Here is a 20,218-nt window from a genome sequence, read left to right on the forward strand (position 1 = left end):
GCGATTGGCGATAGTAGGAACCGTTCAAGCATTGTGCATCCCGATTCTTTACTTTCATCCATTGCGCAGGTCCAGAGTGAACGGGAACTCGGGATTTGGCCTGGCTGGCTCCACTTTCATCTTTCCGGGCGTGTGACCGTGACGGAAGAAGCGGGCGTAGCGGCGGCTTTCGGCTTCGTAGGCGTTCACCGGGAAGGTTTCATGGCTCAGGCCGCCGGGATGGGCGACATGATACCTGCAGCCACCGAGGGAGCGCTGGTTCCACTGATCGACGAGGTCAATGGTGAGCGGTGAATGGACGCCCACGGTGGGGTGCAGGCAGTTTGGCGGCTGCCAGGCGCGGTAGCGAACTCCTGCGACGTATTCGCCGTTGGTGCCGGTGGGATGCATCGGCACGGTGCGGCCGTTGCAGGTGATGGCGTAACGGCCTTCGACGAGCCCCTGCGCCTTGATTTGGATGCGTTCGAGCGAGGAATCGACGAAGCGCACGGCACCACCGGCACCGTTGTCCTCACCGAGCACGTGCCAAGGCTCCAGCGCCTGGCGGATTTCCACGTTCACGTTGCGAGTGCACCAGTCACCGCTGAGCGGGTAGCGGAATTCGTAATGCGGGGCGAACCACTCGGGCTTCAGTTCAAACCCGGCCTGCTGCGTGTCATGGCAGACGTCCTCGATGTCGCTCCAGGCGAAGTGAGGCAGCATCCAGCGGTCGTGGATGTCGGTGCCCCAGCGCACGAGCGGCGCCTCGTAAGGCTCCTTCCAGAAGCGGGCGATGAGGGTGCGGAGCATGAGCGCCTGAGCGAGGCTCATATGCGGATGAGGCGGCATTTCAAACCCGCGCATTTCGAGCAGGCCAAGTCGGCCGGTGCTGCTGTCTGGCGAGTAGAGTTTGTCGATGCAGAACTCGGCGCGGTGGGTGTTGCCGCTGGAGTCGATGAAAAGGTTGCGGTACAAGCGATCCACCAGCCATGGGGGCACCTCTCCGCCCTTTGCCATGGCCTCAGAGGCGGCCTTGAAGGCCACCTCGAGTTCGTAGAGCGAGTCGTTGCGCGCTTCATCAATACGCGGGCTCTGGCTGGTGGGGCCGATGAACATGCCGGCGAACATGAAGGAGAGCGACGGATGATTCTGCCAGTAGCTGGTGAGGCTGCGCAAGAGATCGGGCCGCCGCAGGAAGGGGCTGTCCTTGGGCGTTTCCGCGCCCATGACGATGTGATTGCCACCGCCGGTGCCGGTGTGGCGGCCATCGACCATGAATTTCTCGGTGCCGAGGCGGGTGAGACGGGCCTCTTCGTAGAGTGATTCGGTGATGTTCACCATTTCATCCCAGCTTTTGGCGGGATGGACGTTCACTTCGATCACGCCGGGGTCGGGGGTGACTTTGAGAACGTGCAGGCGCGGGTCATAGGGAGGCGGGTAGCCTTCGATGACGACGGGCTGATCCAGCGCCAGCGCCACATCCTCCACGGCACCCAGGGCGGAAAGGTATTCCTCCAGCGTCTTGGTGGGCGGCATGAAGATGAAGAGCTTGCCATCACGCGGCTGCACGCAGAGGGCAGTGCGCACGACCTGATCGGCAGATTGTCCCACGGCAGGCGGCTGGGCGGCGGGGTCAATCCCCTGCTGATCTTCCTCACCGATTTCTTCGGTCAGTCCTTCGGCATCGGAGGGGCCACGACGCTGCGCGAGTTTTTTCCAGAAAGAGGGCGGCACGCCGGCGATGCCACGCACAAACTGCTGCCGCGAGGGCAACGGATCGCGGTCTTGCATGGGGTCCTGCTCGTGATGATAAGGATAGTCGGTGGTCTTTACCCAAGGCTGGGAATCGAGCGGCAGACGCAGGCCGATGGGTGAATCCCCTGGCACGAGGTAGCAGCGCTCCGCACGGAGGAACCAGGGGCCGGTTTGCCAGCCATTGTCCACGGGTTTGATCGGCAGCACGTGGCCGATGATTTTGTCGAGCCCTTCCTCGAACACCTTGGCGAGACGCGTGCGCTCCTCCTTGTCTTTGAGGTTGGATTTGAGCGGATCGACGTTCACCGGGAGCTTGCGCTCACGCCAGAGGTAGTAGAAGGCGTCTTCATACGTCGGCATGATCCATTTGGTGCTGCAGCCGATGCGCTCTGCCAGCGCGTGGATGAAGCGTGCGGAGTGGATCTCGTTCACGCCATAGTCTTTCTGCATGTCGGCATACAGATGAGGGTGGGCCCACAAAGGCTGGCCGTCTTTGCGCCAATGGCAGCCATAGGACCAGCGTGGGAGGGATTCGCCGGGGTACCATTTGCCCTGGCCATAGTGCAGGAAGGCTCCGGGGGCGAAGCGGTCGCGCAGGCGTTTGAGGAGGATGTCAGAGAGCTTGGCCTTCATGGGCCCCACGGCGGCGGTGTTCCACTCGGCACCTTCGGCGTCGTCGATGGAGACGAAGGTCGGCTCGCCACCCATGGTCAGGCGTACATCGTTGGCTTCCAGTTCTTTATCCAAGGCATGACCCAGAGCTTCGATCTCCGCCCATTGTTCCTCGGTGTAGGGCTTGGTGACGCGGGGTGATTCGTAAATTCGGTCGACCTTCATGTCGAACTCGAACTCCGTTTCGCAAGGCTCAGCCATGCCGCTGATGGGTGCGGCGCTCCCCGGGTCTGGGGTGGCGGCGAGCGGGATGTGCCCTTCCCCGGCGAAGAGGCCGGAGGTCGGATCGAGCCCGACCCAGCCAGCGCCGGGCAGGTAGACCTCACACCAGGCGTGGAGGTCGGTGAAGTCCACTTCGGTGCCGCTGGGGCCGTCGAGGGATTTCACGTCCGGCTTCAACTGGATGAGATAACCGCTGACGAAGCGTGCGGCGATGCCCAGACGGCGCATGAGCTGCACCATGAGCCATGAGGTGTCACGGCAGGAGCCGGTGCGCTTGGTGAGGGACTCCTCCGGCGTCTGCACGCCCGGCTCCATGCGAACGGTGTAACCAATGTCCTTCCAGAGGCGCTGATTGATGGTGACGAGGGCGTCAATCGTGCGCGGTGGCCAGGGTTTCATGGCGAGGAGCTCGCTCTCGACCTGGGTGAAGTATTCCGCGAATTTGGGCGTGAGTTCGCCACACTTCAGGAAGGGGGCGAGCTCATGATCCAGCGTGGCATCGTAGTCGAAGGGGAAATTTTCAGCCTCAGGCTCCAGGAAGAAGTCGAAGGGATTGAACACCGCCATCTCCACCACGACGTCCACCTCGACGCTGAACTCCTTGGTTTTCTCCGGGATGACCAGCCGGGCGAGGAAGTTTGACTGGGGGTCCTGCTGCCAGTTCAGGAAATGCTTCTCCGGGGTGATTTTGAGCGAGTAGCTCAGGATGCGAGAGCGGGAATGCGGAGCGGGGCGCAACCGAATAATCTGGGGGCCCAGCTCGATGGGTCGCTCGTAGCGGTAGCTGGTGCGGTGGTGAAGGGCGACGTGGATGGACATGCGAAAGGGTTGGGGGCGGACGGGAACTCAATGCCCGCTACGTCATTATTAGCAAGTTAACGGCCAATCTTGGATTCCGGCGTCGGAAAACTGCGCTCGCACCTTGCCTCCCCACGATTTCGCGAGACTATGCGCCCGCATTTCCCAACCCACCCCATGTCCAAGAAGACCCCTGCCCCCACCACGATCCGCCCTATCAAGAAGCTGATGGTCGCGAACCGCTCTGAAATCGCCATCCGCGTCATGCGTGCGGCCACTGAACTGGGGCTGAAAACGGTGGGGATTTATGCGCAGGAAGACCGCTTCTGCCCGCACCGCTTCAAGGCGGACGAGGCCTATGAGCTGAACAAGGACAAGGGGCCGCTGGGAGCGTACCTGGACATCGAAGGCATCGTGACTCTGGCGAAGGAGAAGGGCGTGGACGCGATCCATCCCGGCTATGGCTTCCTGTCTGAGAACCCGAAGTTCTCCCAGGCGTGCGAAGACGCCGGGATCATCTTCATCGGGCCTGAGGCGAAGATTCTCGACATGATGGGCGACAAGACGGCGGCCCGCAATGTGGCCCGCAAGCTGAGGGTGCCGATTCTCGAAGGGACCGATGAGCCGGTGAGCGACCGCAAGGAAGCGCTGGCGGCCGCGAAGAAAATCGGCTTTCCGCTGATCATCAAGGCGGCTTTTGGTGGTGGCGGGCGTGGCATGCGCATCGTGCGCGAGTCCAAGGACCTGGAAAAGCTGCTGGATGAGGCGCAGACGGAAGCGGAACGTGCCTTCGGCAACGGGGCGGTGTTCCTCGAACGATTTGTGGGCAAGGCGAAGCACATCGAAGTGCAGATCCTGGCCGACAAGCATGGCAACGTGCTGCATCTGCATGAACGCGACTGCTCCGTGCAGCGCCGGCATCAGAAGGTGATCGAGCAGGCGCCGAGCTACGGCATCAAGCAGGAGATCATTGATGGCTTGTGCGATGCTGCCGTGAAGCTGGCGCATGCGGTGAACTACACGCACGCGGGAACGGTGGAATTCCTGGTGGATCATGAAACGGGCGAATGGTTCTTCATTGAGATGAATCCGCGCATCCAGGTGGAGCACACGGTGACGGAGGAGATCACGGGCATCGACATTGTGCGCAGCCAGATCCTCATCGCGCAGGGCTATCAGGTGCATCAGGAGCCGCTGGCCTTGCCGCCGCAGGACAAGATCGAGAAGAGCGGCTTTGCGATCCAGTGCCGCATCACGACGGAAGATCCTGAAAACGGCTTCACGCCGGACTTTGGCAAGATTTTGACCTACCGCAGCGCGGGTGGCTTTGGCATTCGTCTGGATGGCGCGCTGGGCGCGACGAACGCGGTCATCACGCCGTATTATGACTCGATGCTGGTGAAGATGACGGTCTATGCCCGCACCTACCAGCAGTCGCTGGACCGCATGGACCGCGGTCTGCGCGAGTTCCGCATCCGTGGCGTGAAGACGAACATCCCATTCCTCATGAATGTGGTGCATCACCCCGAATTCATGGCGGGGCAGGCCACGACGCGCTTCATCGACAACAATCCTGACCTGCTCAAGTTTGTGGCGCGCAAGGACCGCGCCTCGAAGCTGCTCAACTACCTGGCTGACACGATTGTGAACGGGAATCCGTTCGCGAAAGGGCACAAGGTCAACAAGGCCTTCACCGCACCGCCAACGCCGAAGTTTGACCACCGCATCGCGCCGGCGAAGGGTACAAAGCAGCTGCTCACGGAGATGGGGCCGGAGAAGTTCTGCAACGACTGGATTGCGAAGCAGAAGAAGCTGCTGATCACCGACACGACGATGCGTGATGCGCACCAGTCGCTGCTGGCGACGCGCATGCGCACCTTTGACATGCTGGCCGTGGCGGACAGCGTGGCACGGCGCACGCCGAACCTGTTCTCGCTCGAAATGTGGGGTGGCGCGACCTTTGACGTGACGATGCGCTTCCTGCGCGAAGATCCGTGGGAGCGCCTGCGCGACATCCGCGCGAAGGTGCCGAACATCCTTTTGCAGATGCTCTTCCGCGGCTCGAATGCCGTGGGGTACACGAACTACCCGGACAACGTGGTGAAGGGCTTCATCAAACATGCCGCCGAGAACGGCATGGACATCTTCCGCATCTTTGATTCGCTGAACTACCTGCCGAACCTGAAGGCGGCGATGGATGCGGTGCGCGAGGACACGAACTCCATCTGTGAAGGCACGCTGTGCTACACGGGCGACATCCTGGATCCGAAGCGCGACAAGTATGACCTGAAGTACTACGTCCGCCTGGCGAAGGAGCTGGAAAAGATGGGCGCGCACATGCTGTGCATCAAGGACATGGCCGGACTCGTCCGCCCGTTTGCCGCGAAGAAGCTGGTGAAGGCGCTGAAGGATGAAGTGGGCATCCCGATTCACTTCCACACGCATGACACCAGCGGGCTGAACGCCGCGAGCATCATCGAAGCCGCCACGGCGGGTGTCGATGTGGTGGATGCGGCCATTGCATCCATGTCTGGCGGCACTTCGCAGCCGAACCTGAACTCCATTGTGGCTGCCATGCAGAACACGCCGCGTGACACCGGACTGGACGTCGAGGCGCTGCAGGAATTCAGCGACTACTGGGCTGCGGTGCGCAGTTTCTACAAGCCTTTCGACACCTCCGAACCTTACGGCACGGCGGAAGTCTACCTGCACGAGATGCCCGGCGGCCAGTACACGAATCTCAAGGAGCAGGCCATCGGCATGGGCCTGGGGCCACGCTGGCCGGAGATCGCGCATGCGTATGCGGAAGTGAACCAGCTATGCGGTGACATCGTCAAGGTGACGCCATCGAGCAAGGTCGTGGGCGACCTGGCCATCGAGTGCGTGGCGCGTGGCGTGAAGCCCACGGACATCATCAATCTGCAAGGCACCAAGTGGAGCAAGGACGTGACCAGCATGTTTGAAGGCTGGCTGGGCGAACCGTTCTACGGCATGGAGTCGGCCAAGGCGGCGGATTCACGCAAGAAGTGGAATGCGCTGGCCGATGCCATCGTGGGCAAAGGCGGCAAGCGGATCAAAGGCCGCCCGGGCACGCATGCTGCGAAGATCAAGCTGGAGGACGTGCGAGCCGAGCTCAAGGGCAAGCTGAAGAAGGAGCCGACTGAAGACGACGTGTGGAGCTACCTCATGTATCCGGATGTGTTCCTGAAGTTTGCTGAATTCCGCAAGACCTACGGCGACGTGTCCGCCCTGCCAACGCCGGCCTATTACTACGGCCTGCAGGACAAGGAGGAGATCCACATCAGCCTGGAAGCAGGCAAGACGCTCTTTGTGCGCCTGCTCAACATGACCGAGGCGGATGCTGCGGGTCAGCAGACGGCGATCTTTGAGCTGAACGGCTACCCACGCCATACGACGGTGACCAACAAGTCGCTGGCGAAGAATGCTGTGACGAAGACCAAGGCAGATCCTGCGGACCCGACTCAGGTGGGCGCGCCGATGCCGGGGATGGTGGCGAGCATTGCGGTGAGCGTGGGGCAGAAGGTGAAGGAAGGGGAGACCCTCCTGACGCTGGAGGCCATGAAGATGTTTGCGGCGGTTTCGTCACCGATTGCGGGGACTGTGAAGGAGATCTGCGTGAAGATCAGTGAGAGTGTGGAGAGCAAGGATTTGATGGTGAGGCTGGTGAAGTGAATTCGTCAATGCGCATCCCATTGACATGAGCGCCAAAGCTCCAGCCGCAGACTCATTCTTCATGCCGGTTCGCTTCGCGGTCATGCGGGAAGACCTGCCGGCCGAGGTGTTCATGAGCTTCGCCAGCGATGCTGACGTGCAATGTGTCAAAAGATGGCGCGTTTCGCCTCGGTTGAGGGCCAACATGTCCATGCGCGCCCGTGCAGCGGATGCGTGCGAATTTGCCAAACTCGCGGCGAAGCGCTGGCGTCATTATCGGGACACCCGCACCTTCGCTGCCAGTCTTGAAGCGCTGCTTCAGCTGATCACTGCGGACCAGCACGGCGAGTATTGTTTCCATCTCAAAATCACTGCGGACTGGTTTCCAGGCATCTTGGGAGCGGCGATGGTTCGCCGCACTTGGTGCCACCATCTCATGATTGATTTCCTATTCGTGCATCCGGACATCTGCGGGAAGTTGGTCGGCATCAAGACCGTGGGCCTCCAGATACTTCAGGCCATCTGCCTGCTCGCTCGACAACTGGGTTGCAAACGTGTCTGGGGCGAGGCCACACTCGACTCAGCACCCTTCTATCAGCGCCAGCTCGGCAAGCTCGTGGAGGACCACTTTGCCATCGAAAAGCGCGAGATCGCCCGTTTCGCCAGGCGTCTCCAATCCTTCCCAAAACCATAGTTGAACCCAAAATCGGTCTGAATTAGTTTGGCACCATGCAAAAGCCCTTCTCTGAACTGACGCCGGCGGAAATGAAACGCCTCACCAAGCACCTCAAGGAGCTCGTCAAAGCTGAAGGCGACTTTCCTGGTGTTCTCGGCAACAAGAACAGCTTCTTTATTGCCAAGCCCCTCCCTCGGAAGCCGAGGAAGCCTGCCAAACGAACTGCCAGGGCATCCTGATTGGGCACATGACTGCCCACCCTCGAAGCCATGGAGGTGTTCGCCACCATTTCATTACCGAGTGCGGGAACTGCGAGTGAGATCTGCGTGAAGATCAGTGATATAGATCATTGATCTCCTCAATCGAAGCTTCAAGAGTATCAATGTCCTGAGGCGTGCTTTTGTGGGCAAGTGATGGGGGGTCATGAATGACCTTATCTCACTCTCTCTACAGGCGGCAGGCGTGGTGCTTGCTGCGGATTTTGCCGCCGGTTTTGTCCATTGGATGGAGGATGCTTACATCCGCGAAGATACGCCGTGGCTGGGGCGCTGGATCGGGCGACCGAACATTGTGCATCATCATCTGCCGCGGCGCATGACGCGGAACACATGGTGGGAGAGCAACAAGGAGCTGCTGGTGGCGATGGGGGTGCTGATCATCGCGGCGGCGTGGCTGGGCTGCCTGACGTGGCATGTGTGGCTCTTTGCTGTGGTGGGTGGGAATGCGAACGAGGTGCACAAGTGGTCGCACCGGACGCGGCGGGAAAACGGGCGCTTCATCTCGATGCTTCAGGACCTGCGCATTTTGCAGACGCCGCAGCACCATACGGTGCACCACACGAATCCGAAGGAGGTGCATTACTGCCCGGTGACGAATGCGCTGAACCCGGTGCTGGATGCACTGCATTTCTGGGAGGGGCTGGAGTGGGTGCTGGAGCACACGGTGGGGCTGAAACGCCAGCCGGACAGCTCGGTGCCCGGGCAGGGCATTCCACCGGAATGGATCGCGGAGATGCGGCGTGCGGGGTAAGAGAAAATCACTCGTCGCCGGAGGTGTTTGCGCCATCTTCGGCGATGTTCGGCCATCTCCCGGGTCCCACGATGTGCTGCCAGAAGGCGGCGTCTTTGTATCGAGCGCACTTTTGCGGTCTCGGCACGAGTTTGCACCGACACTATGGCGCGTGGGCGCGCTGGCTGGTGAACAGGGACAGCGCTTTTCTGACGCTGCTGGGCTCCGCCCTGGCGGAAGCGCCGCCGGAGCTGTGCAAGACTACCTGCTGCAATGCATTCGCAACGCCGCGTGATCTGGTGGCGGACAGCCCGGTGCTGCAATATGCCGCCGCTGTGACGATTTGCGGCCTGAGCGCGAAGCTGGACGACGAAGCGCAGGATGAGCGGGGGTGGCGACGCCATGCGGCGCGTGCGGGATCGAGTGCGCTCGACAGGCCCATCGGCGATGCGCTGGGCCTGCTGCATGCGATGCGTTTTCCTGTGCACGATGTTCGCGGCTGGATGGCCGGACAAAGTGACATCGAGCATCCCTCAGCGAGCCTCGACGCATGCGCCGGGCCGACGTGTGCGGCGTATGGTGAAATCGTGGGACACCTCGCGCAGGTGTCGGGAACACCGGAGGCCAAGCCTCTGCTGCATCAACTCGGTGAGAGCCTGGGCTTTCTCATCTACGCGCAGGATGCGTGGGAGGATTGGGCGCGGGACAAGAAGCGTGGACAGTTCAACCCGCTGCATGCGTTTCCTGATCTCGCGGGGCGGCGTGCCGCGTTGCTGCCTGCGCTTGAGCAAGCACTGGCCAGCCTGCGGCGTGCGTTTGATGCCCTGCCGCTGCGGCGTCATCGCGACCTGCTGAGGGCGGTGCTGATCGTAGGTGCGGAAGCGCGAGTGGCGCAGGTGGCGGGAAAAGGAGAGAAAGGCACGAAGCATGTGCAGTCGCCCATTGAAGGCACCGAGCGCAAACGCTCCTGCTGGGACAAATGCGATGGGTGCAACTGCTGTGAATGCTGTGACGTGGTGCGCTGCTGCCGTCCTGGATCGAGCACCGGCGGGAGCTCCATGATCGACTGCAATCCCTGCGACGGCGACGGATGTGGATGCTGCGGCTGTGACTGCTAGCGCAGGCCGTCCTTGATTTGGCAAACCTCCAGAAGAAGCATGAACAGTGAGATGATGGGGCGAAAGCACCTGTTCCCGCGCCCATTCAGGGCGCTTCCTGAAGAAACGCCGGGCATTGGCTCATGTGACCCAGGGCTTGTCGCTGCGCTCCAGCGCCCTGGGCTGACTCCGTGGGTCCTTCAGACCCCATGCAGTGCGACGCTTTGAGGGACGTGCAGTCGCATTCTGCATAACGGGCTCGATTCGCCGTGATCAGGCCACTGCGATCACCTTTGCGGAAAGGCCGGGGCGCAGTGCGATGGTGTCCCCTGCCCGCTTGGCGATGAGTTTTTGACCCAAGGCGGATGCGGGGGTGATGACGACGACTTCCTGGCCTGCATGCACAATCTCCGTCCCGCCTGCGAATGGGCCGAGGAAGTAGTGTGTTTTTTCGCCGGGGGTCTCCAAGGTCACGAGGGCTCCGAGGGTGACGGCGGCAGTTGAATCCAGGGTGTTGCCAGACAAGGCGCCGAAGGCGCGCACGGCTTCTTGCAGCTCCGCCACGCGCTGGGCCTGACCACGGGCGACGTAGGAGGCTTCCAGGGTGCGGGTGTCGTACTTGTTTTCCGCCTTGCTGTCCGGGTCCGTGGCGGCGGCGAAGGCACCCTGCGCGGCGCGGGTGAGTGCGGCGAGTTCGGCATTGAGCACGGAGAGAATTTGATCGAGGACGGCTGGTTTGTTCACGGGGAGTCAAGCCGTGCGCTGTTTCCAGAGGGGGATCAAGGGTGAAAAAAGCAGTATTGACCTGCCAATGGCATTTCAGGTAAACTCTGAATATGAAAACGCACCGGCAGCTTGCTACGAGAGCGTTCACCCTGATCGAACTGCTCATTACGATCACCATCATCGCGATCCTTGCGAGCATGACAGCTGCGGGAATCAGCTATGCCATCGACCAAGCCAATCGCCTGAAAGTGCGAGCGGTGCTGGTGGATCTCAAGAATGGCATCGAGCAGTTCCAGATCGACTACGGCCGCTGGCCCATTCAGGTCACTGCCCAAGGTGCCAACGGAGAGGACGCAGCCGAAGTGCTGACCGATGGCAACAATTCGCTGGTGGATACTCTCATGGGCATCCCTCCGGCGTCGGGCGGCGCGGTGGATCTGAATCCCAAACGCACGCCGTTTGCATCATTTCCCCCTGCGAACAATGGCCGCCATGGCTTGGTAGGAGCCGCACGCCCCTACAAGCTCGCTGACATGTACGGCCAGCCTTATCACATCCTGATGGATACAAACGGTGACAATCAGGTGAAGAATCCTGATGTCAGCAATACCGACCCCAAAATCTCGACGGGACAGGCGGCGCATGTTGTCGCCAAGGTGGCTGTCTATAGCAGCGGCAAGGATCAGATCCCAGGCACGAGTGATGACGTCACTTCCTGGCGGCCTAAATGAGCCGGCCACTGCTGCGAGGGGCTATTTGCCAGCCGCCTTGAATACTTCGGGGTGATCCAGCACCATTTTCTTCACGCGTGCTGCCTGAACTGCGGGACAGTCTGGCGGCAGCCATGAGGATTGTTCGAGAACCTCGCGCCCGCCGATGCTGCCGAGAATGACGTAGGCGCTGAGCAGGGTGCCGAGCAGATCGGGATGTGTGCCGTCTTCGGCGTAGAGCGAGAGCGCGGGATAGAGATCATGCACGCGCCACCAGAAATCTCCCACGGGGCTGACGATGATTTGTGCGCCCGGAATTTTTTCCTGCGCTGCCTTCACGGCGTTCGCATTGGCGACGTGGATGCGGGCCAGGGCCTGCTCAGGATTGTTGCCGGTGGCGAGGGCATCGGCGGATTTTTCCTTCCAGAGCTTTTCGTGCCGGGCCCATACCTGAAAGACGACGACCAGCACTTTGGGGTTCAATTCGTGGGCGGCTTTGACGAGCTTGGCGAGGCCGTTTTCCATGAGCATTCTGGCATCTGCATCCACGGCGGCGGCGGCGGAGACGACGCTGTGCTCCTGCACGACGACGACATCCCAGGGCTTGCCGTCGTCAGCGCCTTTTTTCAGCAATTCCATGCCCTCCGCATTGGTGGTGTGGCGCTCAAGGGTGTAGTTGCCCTGAAGACTGCTGCCGATGTGCGGTGCCAGCATTTGGGAGGAGAGCATGAGCTCTCCCACCATGCCGGGAAGGAGATTGAACGCGGTGTAGCTGTTGCCGAGAAAGAGGATGCGCACTTGCGGCAGCTCGTCGGCGGCTTTCGCCGGCAAGCAGCAGCAAGCAGCGAGAGCTGCCAGCAGCCAGGTGCGTCGGGACCAATGAATGGATGAGCCTGCCTTCATGTGTGTTTGCTCATGGCTTGCAGAGCTTGTCCGCGAGCATCTCGGCTTTTTCATTGCCCTCCTTCGCGGGCACATGGCCGACGACGGATGATTTGTCCTTGTCGAGTTTGATGATGACGAACGTTTCAAGGCGCGTCTGCTTTTCGTCATCGGCGCTGGACATCATGCGATAGATGATGGCGTAAGGGGCAAAGGAGCCGCCTTTGCGGAAGCCGCGCCATTGCACGACGTTGTTCGCCTTGGCCGGGAACTGGCCGGGGCAGGCGGTGAGGGTGTCGTTCATGAGGTCGGTCTTGCTGCCGTCGTAGATCAGATTGATCCAGCTACGAAGATCGCCGCCTTCATGGATGACCTGATAGCCGCCAAGACCGGGGCAGAGATGCCTGAAGTGATCGATCTCGGGATCTTTTTCGCGTGACGAGTCTTCGAGGATTTTAACCTTCTTGGGGTCGGTGGTGGTGAATTCGGACTCGGGTTTTGGATCCGCGGCAGAGACGACGGAGGTGGCAAGCGCCAGCAGGGCGAGGGCGGTGAGCGGGTTCATGAGAGTGAGCATGGGATCATTTCAGCGAAGCATCCGCCGCGCCATCGGCTTTGCGATAAAGACTTGTCGGAATGAGCATCTGAGGAGGAAGTTCTTCACCTTTCGAGTAGCGCATGAAGGCGCGCACGACTTCGGCACCCATCTTGTCCGGGAACTGAATGGGGTCGGCGTAGATCTTGCCTTCCTTGATCGCCTGCTTGCCTTCGGGCTGGCCGTCGAAACCGATGATGACGACCTTGTCCGTGCGGCCCGCCTTCTCAATGGCTCCGCGTGCGCCGAGTGCGCCGGGGTCATTGATGGCAAAGATGCCGACGAGGTCTGGCTGCGCCTGCAGCATGTCTTCGGTGGCTTTGTAGCCTTTGTCATTGGCGCCGTGGCAGTCGAGCTCGCTCACGATCTCGATTTTTCTTGCCGCCGTGGCGTTGTGAGCGGCCAGAACTTCCTTGAAGCCTTTGACGCGCAGGATGCAGGACTCCACCTGCTTCATGTCGAGCACGCCGATCTTCCCCCCCTGCCCTTGCAGCGCTTCGATCATGGCCTCTGCCGCCATTTTGCCGCCGCCGAAGTTGTCGGTGGCCACCTGGGTGGCGATTTTCACGCCGGGCTCGTTGCAGGGCACATCCACGGTGAAGACGGGAATGGCGGCGGCGTTGGCTTCCTGGATCACAGTTACAATCGCCTTCGAGTCCGTAGGGCTTAGCACGATGGCGGCGACATCTTTCACGATGAAGTCTTTGATCTGGTTGCTCTGGCGCGCCACGTCGCCGTCTGCGCTGACCACGAGCGTGTCATAGCCGTTCTTCTTAGCCTCGGCGATGATGCTGTCGCCGATCACTTTGAAAAAGGGATTTTGCAAGGAGAGCAGGGACACGGCGATGGTGCCTTTGGATTCCGCATGCTGATCCGAAGTCTTGCCGCATGCGGCAAGCAGGAGGGTGGAGGCCAGAAGGATGTGGCGGAGTTTCATCATGGGTATGCTAACACGAGCTCGTCTTCTCCATCAATAGCGGAGAAAAGTCCGCCGCCTTTCCTCAAATGCCTGTGTCTCCGCAGACCAGTCTGCCACGACTTTTTTCCATGCATCGCCACCGCGCAGGGCCTTCACGCTGGCGGTACGATTGAGGAGGGTGTCCACCAGCGACAGCTTGAACTCTTTTGGATACAGCCGTTGCAATGTGCTGGCGATGGCGATGCCTACTTCGACTGAATTCAAGGCGGCGCGATCTGTGATCGACATGCGCACGCCGCCACAGGCAGCACCTTTGAAGATGCTGGCGGTGGGCGTGAAGCGTATGGGGGTGAACTGCACGCCGGTGAGGCCGAGCTTGTTCAGCTCATAGGACAGGCTCAGATCATCCACGTAGGGTGCGCCGAGGACTTCGAACGGGGTGTCGGTGCCGCGCCCGACGGTGATGCTGAACTCGAGGAGGCCGATGCCTGGATAAAGCAGAGCGGCGCTCAATGAACGCATGTTGGGCGAGGGATTGATCCAGGGCAGGCCGGTGTGATCAAAGCGCATGTGGCGCTGCCAGCCTTCGACGGGGATCACTTTCAAGTCGCAGCCGATGCTGCGCTCGGTGTTCATCATGGCCGCGAGTTCGCCGGCGGTCATGCCGTGGCGGAGCGGGATGGCGTGCGTGGCGGTGGGTTTCTCGGCATCGATGACGGCGGGGCCTTCGACTTGGATGCCGCCGATGGGATTGACGCGGTCCAGAACATAGAACGTCTTTTTTGCCTTGGCCGCTGCCTCCATGCAAAGACGCATGGTGCCGATGTAGGTGTAAAAGCGGCAGCCGATGTCCTGGATGTCGAAGACCAGGGCGTCGATGTCTGCGAGTTGTTCCTGCGTGGGGGCGCGCTGCTCGCCGAACAAGCTCAGCACGGGGAGGCCGGTTTTCTTGTCGGTGGAGTTGCTGATTTTTTCCTGATCGAGTTCACCGCGAATGCCGTGCTCGGGGCTGAAGAGTTTTTTCAATTTCACGCCGGGGGCATTGGCCAGAAGATCAATGGTGCTGTGGCGCTGGGCATCGATGCCGGTTTGATTGGTGATGAGGCCGATGCGGAGGCCGTGCAGGTCGGCGAACTTGCGCCGGGTAAGTACGTCGATGCCGTTCAACACGGTGGGCACTTCCGTTTCGGCGCGCGGCCATGGGGGGCCATTTGAGGGGATGAGATTTGCGCATTTGGCAGCCGCTGTGCCGATCTCTTCATACAAATCACGCACGCTGCCTTTGCCATGGGGGTGGAGGCGTGAGCTCATGAAGATGACGAAGGTCTTCGATGTGGGATCAATCCATAAACTTGTGCCGGTGAATCCTGTGTGGCCAAAGGAGCCGATGGGAAACACTTTGCCACGGGGCCTGCTGAAGGTGGAATCGATGTCCCAGCCGAGGCCGCGGCGTTCGAAGACTGTGGCGATGGTCTGCGGGGTCGTCATGAGTTTGACCGTCTCCGGTTTCAATATGCCGGCACCGCCCGCGAGAATCATGCGCGCGTACTTCGCCAGATCGCCGGCGGTGGTGAAGAGGCCTGCGTGGCCGGTGACGCCGCCCATTTTGCGTGAGGTGGGGTCATGCACCACGCCGCGAAGCATGATGCCGGTCTCATCTTTCTCGGTGGGTGCGATGCGTGGCCGCCAATCCTCCGGTGGGAGGAAGCGTGTGGAGTCCATGTGCAGTGGCGCGAACACGTGCTTGTCGGCGAACTCGTTCAAGCCCATGCCGCTCACGCGCCGAACGATCTCGCCGAGGAGGATGAAGTTGATGTCGGAGTAGCGGAAGAAGCGGTCGGGAGGGCCTTCTGGTTCTGATGCGATGGCAAGGGCGATGCCTGCGGTGTAACCGGTCCATTCGGGCTCTTTGGGAAGGCCGGCTTTCAGGCCGGAGGTGTGGGTGAGGAGATGACGCACGGTGATGCCGCTGCGAAATCCTGGAAGGTAGCGCCGCACTTCGGCCTCCAGCTCGATCTTTCCCTGCTCCATGAGGATCAGCACACTTGGCAGCGTGGCCACCACCTTGGTCAGTGATGCGGCGTCAAAGACGGTGTCCTCGGTCATGGGCTCCTTCTCGGGGACAAGCGCGCGCTGGCCTTCGACCATTGTCATCTTTTTGTCACCGCTCTCGAACCAGAGCACGGCCCCGGGTGGATTGCCTTTGGCCACGGCTTTGCTGACCACGGCACGCAGTGAGTCGAACTCATCCGCGTGCGCGAAGGAGCAGAGAAGAAGAAAAGTGAGCGAGCGCAGCATGAAGAAACTCATCCTGCCAGAAACGCCATGTGGCAGCCTATTTCTTTTTCTTCTTCGCGGCAGGTTTGCCAGCCTTCGGGCTTTCAAAGATGGGGGCGATGGTGCCTTTCTCCCATCCGGCAATGGCGGAGACGAGCTCTTTCACCACCTCGGGCTTTTCAGCGGCGAGGTTCTTGGATTCGCCGATGTCGGTGGCGAGATCGTAGAGCTCGGGATCTGCTTTGCCGAGGCGCACGAGTTTCATACTGCCGCGACGTATGGCGTTGTTGCCGCCGGGGCCGCCGGTGCGCCAGAAGAGGGTGTCATGAGGGGCGCTGGTTTTTTCACCGCTGAGGAAGGGCAGCAGATTGACGCCATCCAGATTCTTCGGGGTCAAGTCAGACGAGTCTGCGGCGGCGAGTGAGGTGGGCAGGAAATCGAGTGCGATGACGGGCTGGTCGTATTTGCCCGGTTTGATTTTGGCGGGCCAGCTCACGAAGAAGGGTACGCGCATGCCGCCTTCGTAGACCATGCCCTTGGCACCACGCAGCGGGGAGTTATTGGTGAAATTGGAGCCGCTCTTTCCCTGCAGATTGGGGCCGCCGTTGTCACTGACGAAGTAGATCAGTGTGTTCTCGCGCTGCTTGGTGGCGTCGAGTTTGGACAGCACGCCGCCGACGGCTTCATCCATGGCGCACACCATCGCCGCGTAGGTCTGGCGGTTTTTGTCCGTGATCTGGGAAAACTTGTCCAGCCACTTCTGCGGAGCCTGGAGTGGTGTGTGGGGGGCGTTGAAGGCCAGGTAGAGCATCCATGGCTTGGCTTCAGCGGCGTGACGTTCCACAAACGAAGAGGCTTCATCGCCGAACTGCTCGGTGAGGTATTTGGTCTGGGCCTCATCCTTGCCATTGCGGTTCAGCGGGATGTTGTATTCCGCGCCGCCGCTGGTGCCCGGGAAGTACATGTGCCCGCCGCCGAGAGCGCCGAAGTATTCGTCAAAGCCGCGTTTGTTTGGGTGAAACTGCGGATGCGCGCCGAGGTGCCACTTGCCCACGGCACCCGTGGTGTAGCCCGCTTTTTGCATGAGCTGCGGATAGGTTGTTTCCGTCAGCGGCAGGCCTGCCACGGTGTCCTGCGGCAGCCAGGCGGGATTGTTTTCATGCCCGAAGCGCTGCTGGTAGCGGCCCGTCATGATGCCCGCCCGGGTGGGACTGCAAAACGGATGCGACACGTAGCCATTGGTGCAGACGAGACTTTGTGCGGCCAGCTTGTCGAGGTTTGGGGTGGGGATCTCCTTGGAGCCTTGGAAACCGAGGTCGTGGTAGCCGAGATCATCCGCGATGATGAGGAGCACGTTGGGTTTGACGGCGAAGGCGGATGCGTTGAGCAGCAGGGTGGCGAGGACAAGGAGCGGGCGCATGGTGAGGCGCGGTAAACGAGGGTTTGCAGCTCTTGTTTCACTTCAGGCTTGCATCACACACGGAATTCCGGCATGCCCATGGCATGAAGCCCAGCCTGCTCCTCCTTCCTCTCCTTCTGACCCAGTGTGGTGATGAGCCCAAGAAACCTGCGTCTGCGGCGAAGCCCGTGGCGGAAAAGCCTGCGGCGGCGACGACTGCCGCCCCGGCTCCGGCCAAGGATGCGCCGAAGAAGGTGTACTGGACGCAGGAGATGATGCATACGGAGATCAAGTTTCACAATCCGGGGTATGCGGGGAACGGGCAGTTCAACATCGAAGGCGGGAACGTGGTGGCGCTGAGCCTGCGTGGGGCGAAGATTGAGAACGTGAAGTTTCTCGAACACATCGAACCGCTGGCGCTGGATCTGAGCGAGACGCCGATCACCGACCTGCGGCCGATGAAGGGAAAGAAGCTGGTGGAGCTTTATCTTGAAGACACGAAGGTGCGGGACCTTTCGCCGATCCGTGGCATGCCGCTGGAAAAACTGTACCTGAGCCGCACGCCGGTGGAAAATCTGGCGGCGCTGGAAAACATGCCGCTGGTGGAGCTGAACGCAGTGGGCTGCCCGATTGGTGACATCTCGGGCATAGCCAAATGCCCGATCCAGATGCTGTGGCTGACGGACTGCCCGGTGGCGGACATCAGCGCGCTGAAAACGGTGCCGCTGGTGAGTGTGACGCTGCACCGCACCAAGGTGAAGGATCTCTCCCCACTGACCGGCACGGCGCTGCAGCGTCTGCACATTGCCGAGACACCGGTGACGGATTTGACGCCGCTGAAGGGCATGAAGCTCACGCGTCTTGTGTTTACTCCGGCGAACATCACGGCGGGTATTGAGGTGGCGAAATCACTGCCGCTGCAGGAAATCGGGACGCGCTTTGACGACGGCGGCAAGGACCTGATGCCTCCCGCCAGCTTCTGGCCCGCGTATGATGCGGCGGTGAAGAGTGGCGGAAAATGACCAAAATTTATCTTTCCCCCCCGCCTTCCTCCTGACAGAATCCGGGCGAATTCCATGAAAGAGTTTGCTTACATCCATGACGAGAAAAACAGCCCGTCGCCTTTGCGCGCGGTGCCTGCCCTCGCCAGTTTTAGCGATGACCAGCTTGATGATGTGCTGAACTCGAGCAGCCTGCTGCAATGCGAGCCGGGCGATCACATCATCAAGGAGGGAAGCATCGACTCCCGCATCTACGTCCTGCTCAGCGGTGAGCTGGAGGTGCGGGTCGGCACCAAGAAAGTGGCTGCCATCACCCGCATTGGGGAAGTTTTCGGCGAGCTGGCGCTCGTGAACCACGACAAGCGTCTCGCGTCCGTCATCGCCTCCACGAAGGCGGTGTGTCTGGCGGTGGACCAGAAATTCCTGCAGGACATCCATCCGCGCGAGGAAGACCCGGATTTCCATGCGGCGCTGTATGAATTCGTCGCGCGTCTAGTTGTGCGCAAGCTGGAGGCCACTTCGCGCCGTCTGGCCGAGGTCGAGAAGGAACTGCGCGAGCTGAAGGAAGCCAAGGCTGGCGCGAAACCAGCGGCTGCCAAACCGGCAAGTGCGCCAAAGCTTAAGCGACCGGTGAAACGCGCCCCTGCCAAGGTGGTGAGGAAGCCGGCGCGGGTGAGGTAGTCCGTCGGATCATTCCGCACCGCCGCCAATCGTGATGCGTTTGGCGGGGATGGGGGATTCGATGATGCCGAGTTCGGTTTCCTGTTTCAGCCGGAGCTGACCGCAGGCGGCGGCGATGTCGTGGCCCTTTTCACGGCGGAGGGTGGCGGTGACGCCAGCATTCGTGAGCACTGCGAGGAAGGCATCCTGGGTGGCTTCGCTGGGGCGCACCCAGTCCAGGCCATCGACGGTGTTGTAGGGGATCAGATTGACCTTGGCATTGGCACTGCGGGCGCGTTTGGCGAGGGCGTGGGCCTGCTGGAGGCTGTCGTTCACGTCGGCGATGAGGATGAACTCGAAGGTGAGGAACTGCTTCCGCTTCTGATTCCAGTAATCGAGGGCTTCAAAGAGCTCACCGAGATTGTGCTTGCGGTTCACGGGCATGATTTTCTCACGCACTTCATCGGTGGCGCCATGCAGCGAGATGGCGAGGCGGATCTGCAGGGGGAAATCGGCGAGCTTTTTGATCTGCGGGGCGAGGCCGCTGGTGCTGACGGTCATGTGGCGTGCGCCGATGCCGATGCCCCATTCGGCATTCAGGATCTCGATGGCCTTGGTGACGTTCGAGTAATTGGCGAGGGGCTCGCCCATGCCCATGAAAACGAGATTGTCCACGCGCTCTCCGGCATAGGCCTCCACCTGCACGATCTGCTCGACGATTTCGGCGGCGGTCAGATTGCGCGCGAAACCGGCAAGACCGCTGGCGCAGAATTTGCAGTCGTAGGCACAGCCGACCTGGCTGGAGACGCAGAGGGTGCGGCGATCCGAACTGCCGCCGTAGAGGGCGGGATTGGCCGGGATGAGCACGGTTTCGACGTAGCGGCCGTCGTGGAGCTTGAGGAGGAATTTGCGCGTGGTGTCGCTGGAGCCAGCGACTTTGGCGATGGTCATCGTGCGCGTGACGAAGCGGGTGGCGAGGGCTTCGCGGGTGGCTTTGGGGAGATTGGTCATCTCCTCGAAGGTGGCGGCGCGTTTGGCGAAGACCCACTCGACGAGCTGTTTGGCACGGAAGGCGGGCTGGCCCAGCTCTGCGAACACGGCAGCGATCTCCTCCGGCTTCATGCCGAGGAGTCCCTGGGGTGCGGGGGGGGTGGTCATGTGTGCAACAGT

Annotated in this window: 16 protein-coding genes; 8 read left to right on the plus strand and 8 right to left on the minus strand. The window is 61.0% G+C overall.

Annotation, left to right across the window (positions count from 1 at the left end; translation table 11 throughout):
- Positions 1–54: 54 nt before the first annotated feature.
- Entirely contained in the window at positions 55–3,447 is a 3,393-nt protein-coding gene (locus WAW39_RS11295; RefSeq protein ID WP_422318806.1) for a DUF2126 domain-containing protein, read from the minus strand.
- A 156-nt stretch (positions 3,448–3,603) separates the two neighbouring features.
- Here WAW39_RS11295 and WAW39_RS11300 point away from each other — a divergent pair, with 156 nt between their 5' ends.
- From WAW39_RS11300 to WAW39_RS11320, 5 genes are all read left to right on the plus strand, one after another.
- Positions 3,604–7,119 carry a pyruvate carboxylase gene (locus tag WAW39_RS11300; protein ID WP_422318807.1) on the plus strand — a complete coding sequence of 1,172 codons (3,516 nt, stop codon included), beginning with the start codon at positions 3,604–3,606 and terminating at the stop codon, positions 7,117–7,119.
- 25 nt (positions 7,120–7,144) lie between these two features.
- Entirely contained in the window at positions 7,145–7,792 is a 648-nt protein-coding gene (locus WAW39_RS11305) for a hypothetical protein (protein ID WP_422318809.1), read from the plus strand.
- Between the two features lie 35 nt (positions 7,793–7,827).
- Complete coding sequence (locus WAW39_RS11310; protein ID WP_422318811.1) at positions 7,828–8,013, plus strand: hypothetical protein; 186 nt, start codon at positions 7,828–7,830, stop codon at positions 8,011–8,013.
- A 184-nt stretch (positions 8,014–8,197) separates the two neighbouring features.
- Positions 8,198–8,803, plus strand: coding sequence for a fatty acid desaturase CarF family protein (locus WAW39_RS11315; protein WP_422318813.1), 606 nt, complete (start codon positions 8,198–8,200; stop codon positions 8,801–8,803).
- Between the two features lie 44 nt (positions 8,804–8,847).
- Positions 8,848–9,900: a DUF5685 family protein gene (locus tag WAW39_RS11320; RefSeq protein WP_422318815.1), complete on the plus strand. Its 1,053-nt coding sequence runs from the start codon at positions 8,848–8,850 to the stop codon at positions 9,898–9,900.
- 252 nt (positions 9,901–10,152) lie between these two features.
- Here the strand turns inward: WAW39_RS11320 and WAW39_RS11325 are convergent, their stop codons facing one another.
- Complete coding sequence (locus tag WAW39_RS11325; protein WP_422318817.1) at positions 10,153–10,623, minus strand: transcription elongation factor GreAB; 471 nt, start codon at positions 10,621–10,623, stop codon at positions 10,153–10,155.
- A gap of 92 nt (positions 10,624–10,715) precedes the next feature.
- Between WAW39_RS11325 and WAW39_RS11330 the strand changes: the two genes are divergently transcribed.
- Complete coding sequence (locus WAW39_RS11330) at positions 10,716–11,336, plus strand: prepilin-type N-terminal cleavage/methylation domain-containing protein (protein WP_422318819.1); 621 nt, start codon at positions 10,716–10,718, stop codon at positions 11,334–11,336.
- A 21-nt stretch (positions 11,337–11,357) separates the two neighbouring features.
- Here the strand turns inward: WAW39_RS11330 and WAW39_RS11335 are convergent, their stop codons facing one another.
- From WAW39_RS11335 to WAW39_RS11355, 5 genes are all read right to left on the minus strand, one after another.
- Positions 11,358–12,146, minus strand: coding sequence for a hypothetical protein (locus WAW39_RS11335; RefSeq protein WP_422318821.1), 789 nt, complete (start codon positions 12,144–12,146; stop codon positions 11,358–11,360).
- Between the two features lie 82 nt (positions 12,147–12,228).
- On the minus strand, positions 12,229–12,762 hold the full coding sequence (locus tag WAW39_RS11340) for a hypothetical protein (protein WP_422318823.1): 534 nt from the start codon (positions 12,760–12,762) through the stop codon (positions 12,229–12,231).
- 16 nt (positions 12,763–12,778) lie between these two features.
- A complete protein-coding gene (locus WAW39_RS11345) occupies positions 12,779–13,732 on the minus strand; it encodes a substrate-binding domain-containing protein (protein ID WP_422318825.1) in 954 nt (317 codons plus the stop codon).
- Between the two features lie 30 nt (positions 13,733–13,762).
- Positions 13,763–16,009, minus strand: a complete 2,247-nt coding sequence (locus tag WAW39_RS11350) for an exo-beta-N-acetylmuramidase NamZ domain-containing protein (RefSeq protein WP_422318827.1) — start codon at positions 16,007–16,009, stop codon at positions 13,763–13,765.
- A gap of 37 nt (positions 16,010–16,046) precedes the next feature.
- A complete protein-coding gene (locus WAW39_RS11355) occupies positions 16,047–17,408 on the minus strand; it encodes a sulfatase (protein WP_422318829.1) in 1,362 nt (453 codons plus the stop codon).
- Positions 17,409–17,491: 83 nt separating this feature from the next.
- Here WAW39_RS11355 and WAW39_RS11360 point away from each other — a divergent pair, with 83 nt between their 5' ends.
- Together WAW39_RS11360 and WAW39_RS11365 are read left to right on the plus strand one after the other, a co-directional pair.
- Positions 17,492–18,409, plus strand: a complete 918-nt coding sequence (locus WAW39_RS11360) for a leucine-rich repeat domain-containing protein (RefSeq protein WP_422318831.1) — start codon at positions 17,492–17,494, stop codon at positions 18,407–18,409.
- Between the two features lie 54 nt (positions 18,410–18,463).
- A complete protein-coding gene (locus tag WAW39_RS11365; protein WP_422318833.1) occupies positions 18,464–19,069 on the plus strand; it encodes a cyclic nucleotide-binding domain-containing protein in 606 nt (201 codons plus the stop codon).
- Positions 19,070–19,078: 9 nt separating this feature from the next.
- On the opposite strand, the gene rlmN is transcribed toward WAW39_RS11365, so the two are convergent.
- Entirely contained in the window at positions 19,079–20,206 is a 1,128-nt protein-coding gene (gene rlmN, locus WAW39_RS11370; protein ID WP_422318835.1) for a 23S rRNA (adenine(2503)-C(2))-methyltransferase RlmN, read from the minus strand.
- Positions 20,207–20,218: the final 12 nt, after the last annotated feature.

Source organism: Prosthecobacter sp. (genome assembly GCF_049294395.1).
In the GTDB taxonomy this organism is placed as follows: Bacteria; Verrucomicrobiota; Verrucomicrobiia; order Verrucomicrobiales; family Verrucomicrobiaceae; genus Prosthecobacter.

Bases quoted from the DNA above. Each gene is read 5' to 3' on its own strand.
- WAW39_RS11295 (WP_422318806.1), bottom strand. From the start codon at position 3,447: ATGTCCATCCACGTCGCCCTTCACCACCGCACCAGCTACCGCTACGAG.
- WAW39_RS11300 (WP_422318807.1), top strand. From the start codon at position 3,604: ATGTCCAAGAAGACCCCTGCCCCCACCACGATCCGCCCTATCAAGAAG.
- WAW39_RS11305 (WP_422318809.1), top strand. From the start codon at position 7,145: ATGAGCGCCAAAGCTCCAGCCGCAGACTCATTCTTCATGCCGGTTCGC.
- WAW39_RS11310 (WP_422318811.1), top strand. From the start codon at position 7,828: ATGCAAAAGCCCTTCTCTGAACTGACGCCGGCGGAAATGAAACGCCTC.
- WAW39_RS11315 (WP_422318813.1), top strand. From the start codon at position 8,198: ATGAATGACCTTATCTCACTCTCTCTACAGGCGGCAGGCGTGGTGCTT.
- WAW39_RS11320 (WP_422318815.1), top strand. From the start codon at position 8,848: ATGTTCGGCCATCTCCCGGGTCCCACGATGTGCTGCCAGAAGGCGGCG.
- WAW39_RS11330 (WP_422318819.1), top strand. From the start codon at position 10,716: ATGAAAACGCACCGGCAGCTTGCTACGAGAGCGTTCACCCTGATCGAA.
- WAW39_RS11340 (WP_422318823.1), bottom strand. From the start codon at position 12,762: ATGAACCCGCTCACCGCCCTCGCCCTGCTGGCGCTTGCCACCTCCGTC.
- WAW39_RS11345 (WP_422318825.1), bottom strand. From the start codon at position 13,732: ATGATGAAACTCCGCCACATCCTTCTGGCCTCCACCCTCCTGCTTGCC.
- WAW39_RS11350 (WP_422318827.1), bottom strand. From the start codon at position 16,009: ATGCTGCGCTCGCTCACTTTTCTTCTTCTCTGCTCCTTCGCGCACGCG.
- WAW39_RS11355 (WP_422318829.1), bottom strand. From the start codon at position 17,408: ATGCGCCCGCTCCTTGTCCTCGCCACCCTGCTGCTCAACGCATCCGCC.
- WAW39_RS11360 (WP_422318831.1), top strand. From the start codon at position 17,492: ATGAAGCCCAGCCTGCTCCTCCTTCCTCTCCTTCTGACCCAGTGTGGT.
- WAW39_RS11365 (WP_422318833.1), top strand. From the start codon at position 18,464: ATGAAAGAGTTTGCTTACATCCATGACGAGAAAAACAGCCCGTCGCCT.
- rlmN (WP_422318835.1), bottom strand. From the start codon at position 20,206: ATGACCACCCCCCCCGCACCCCAGGGACTCCTCGGCATGAAGCCGGAG.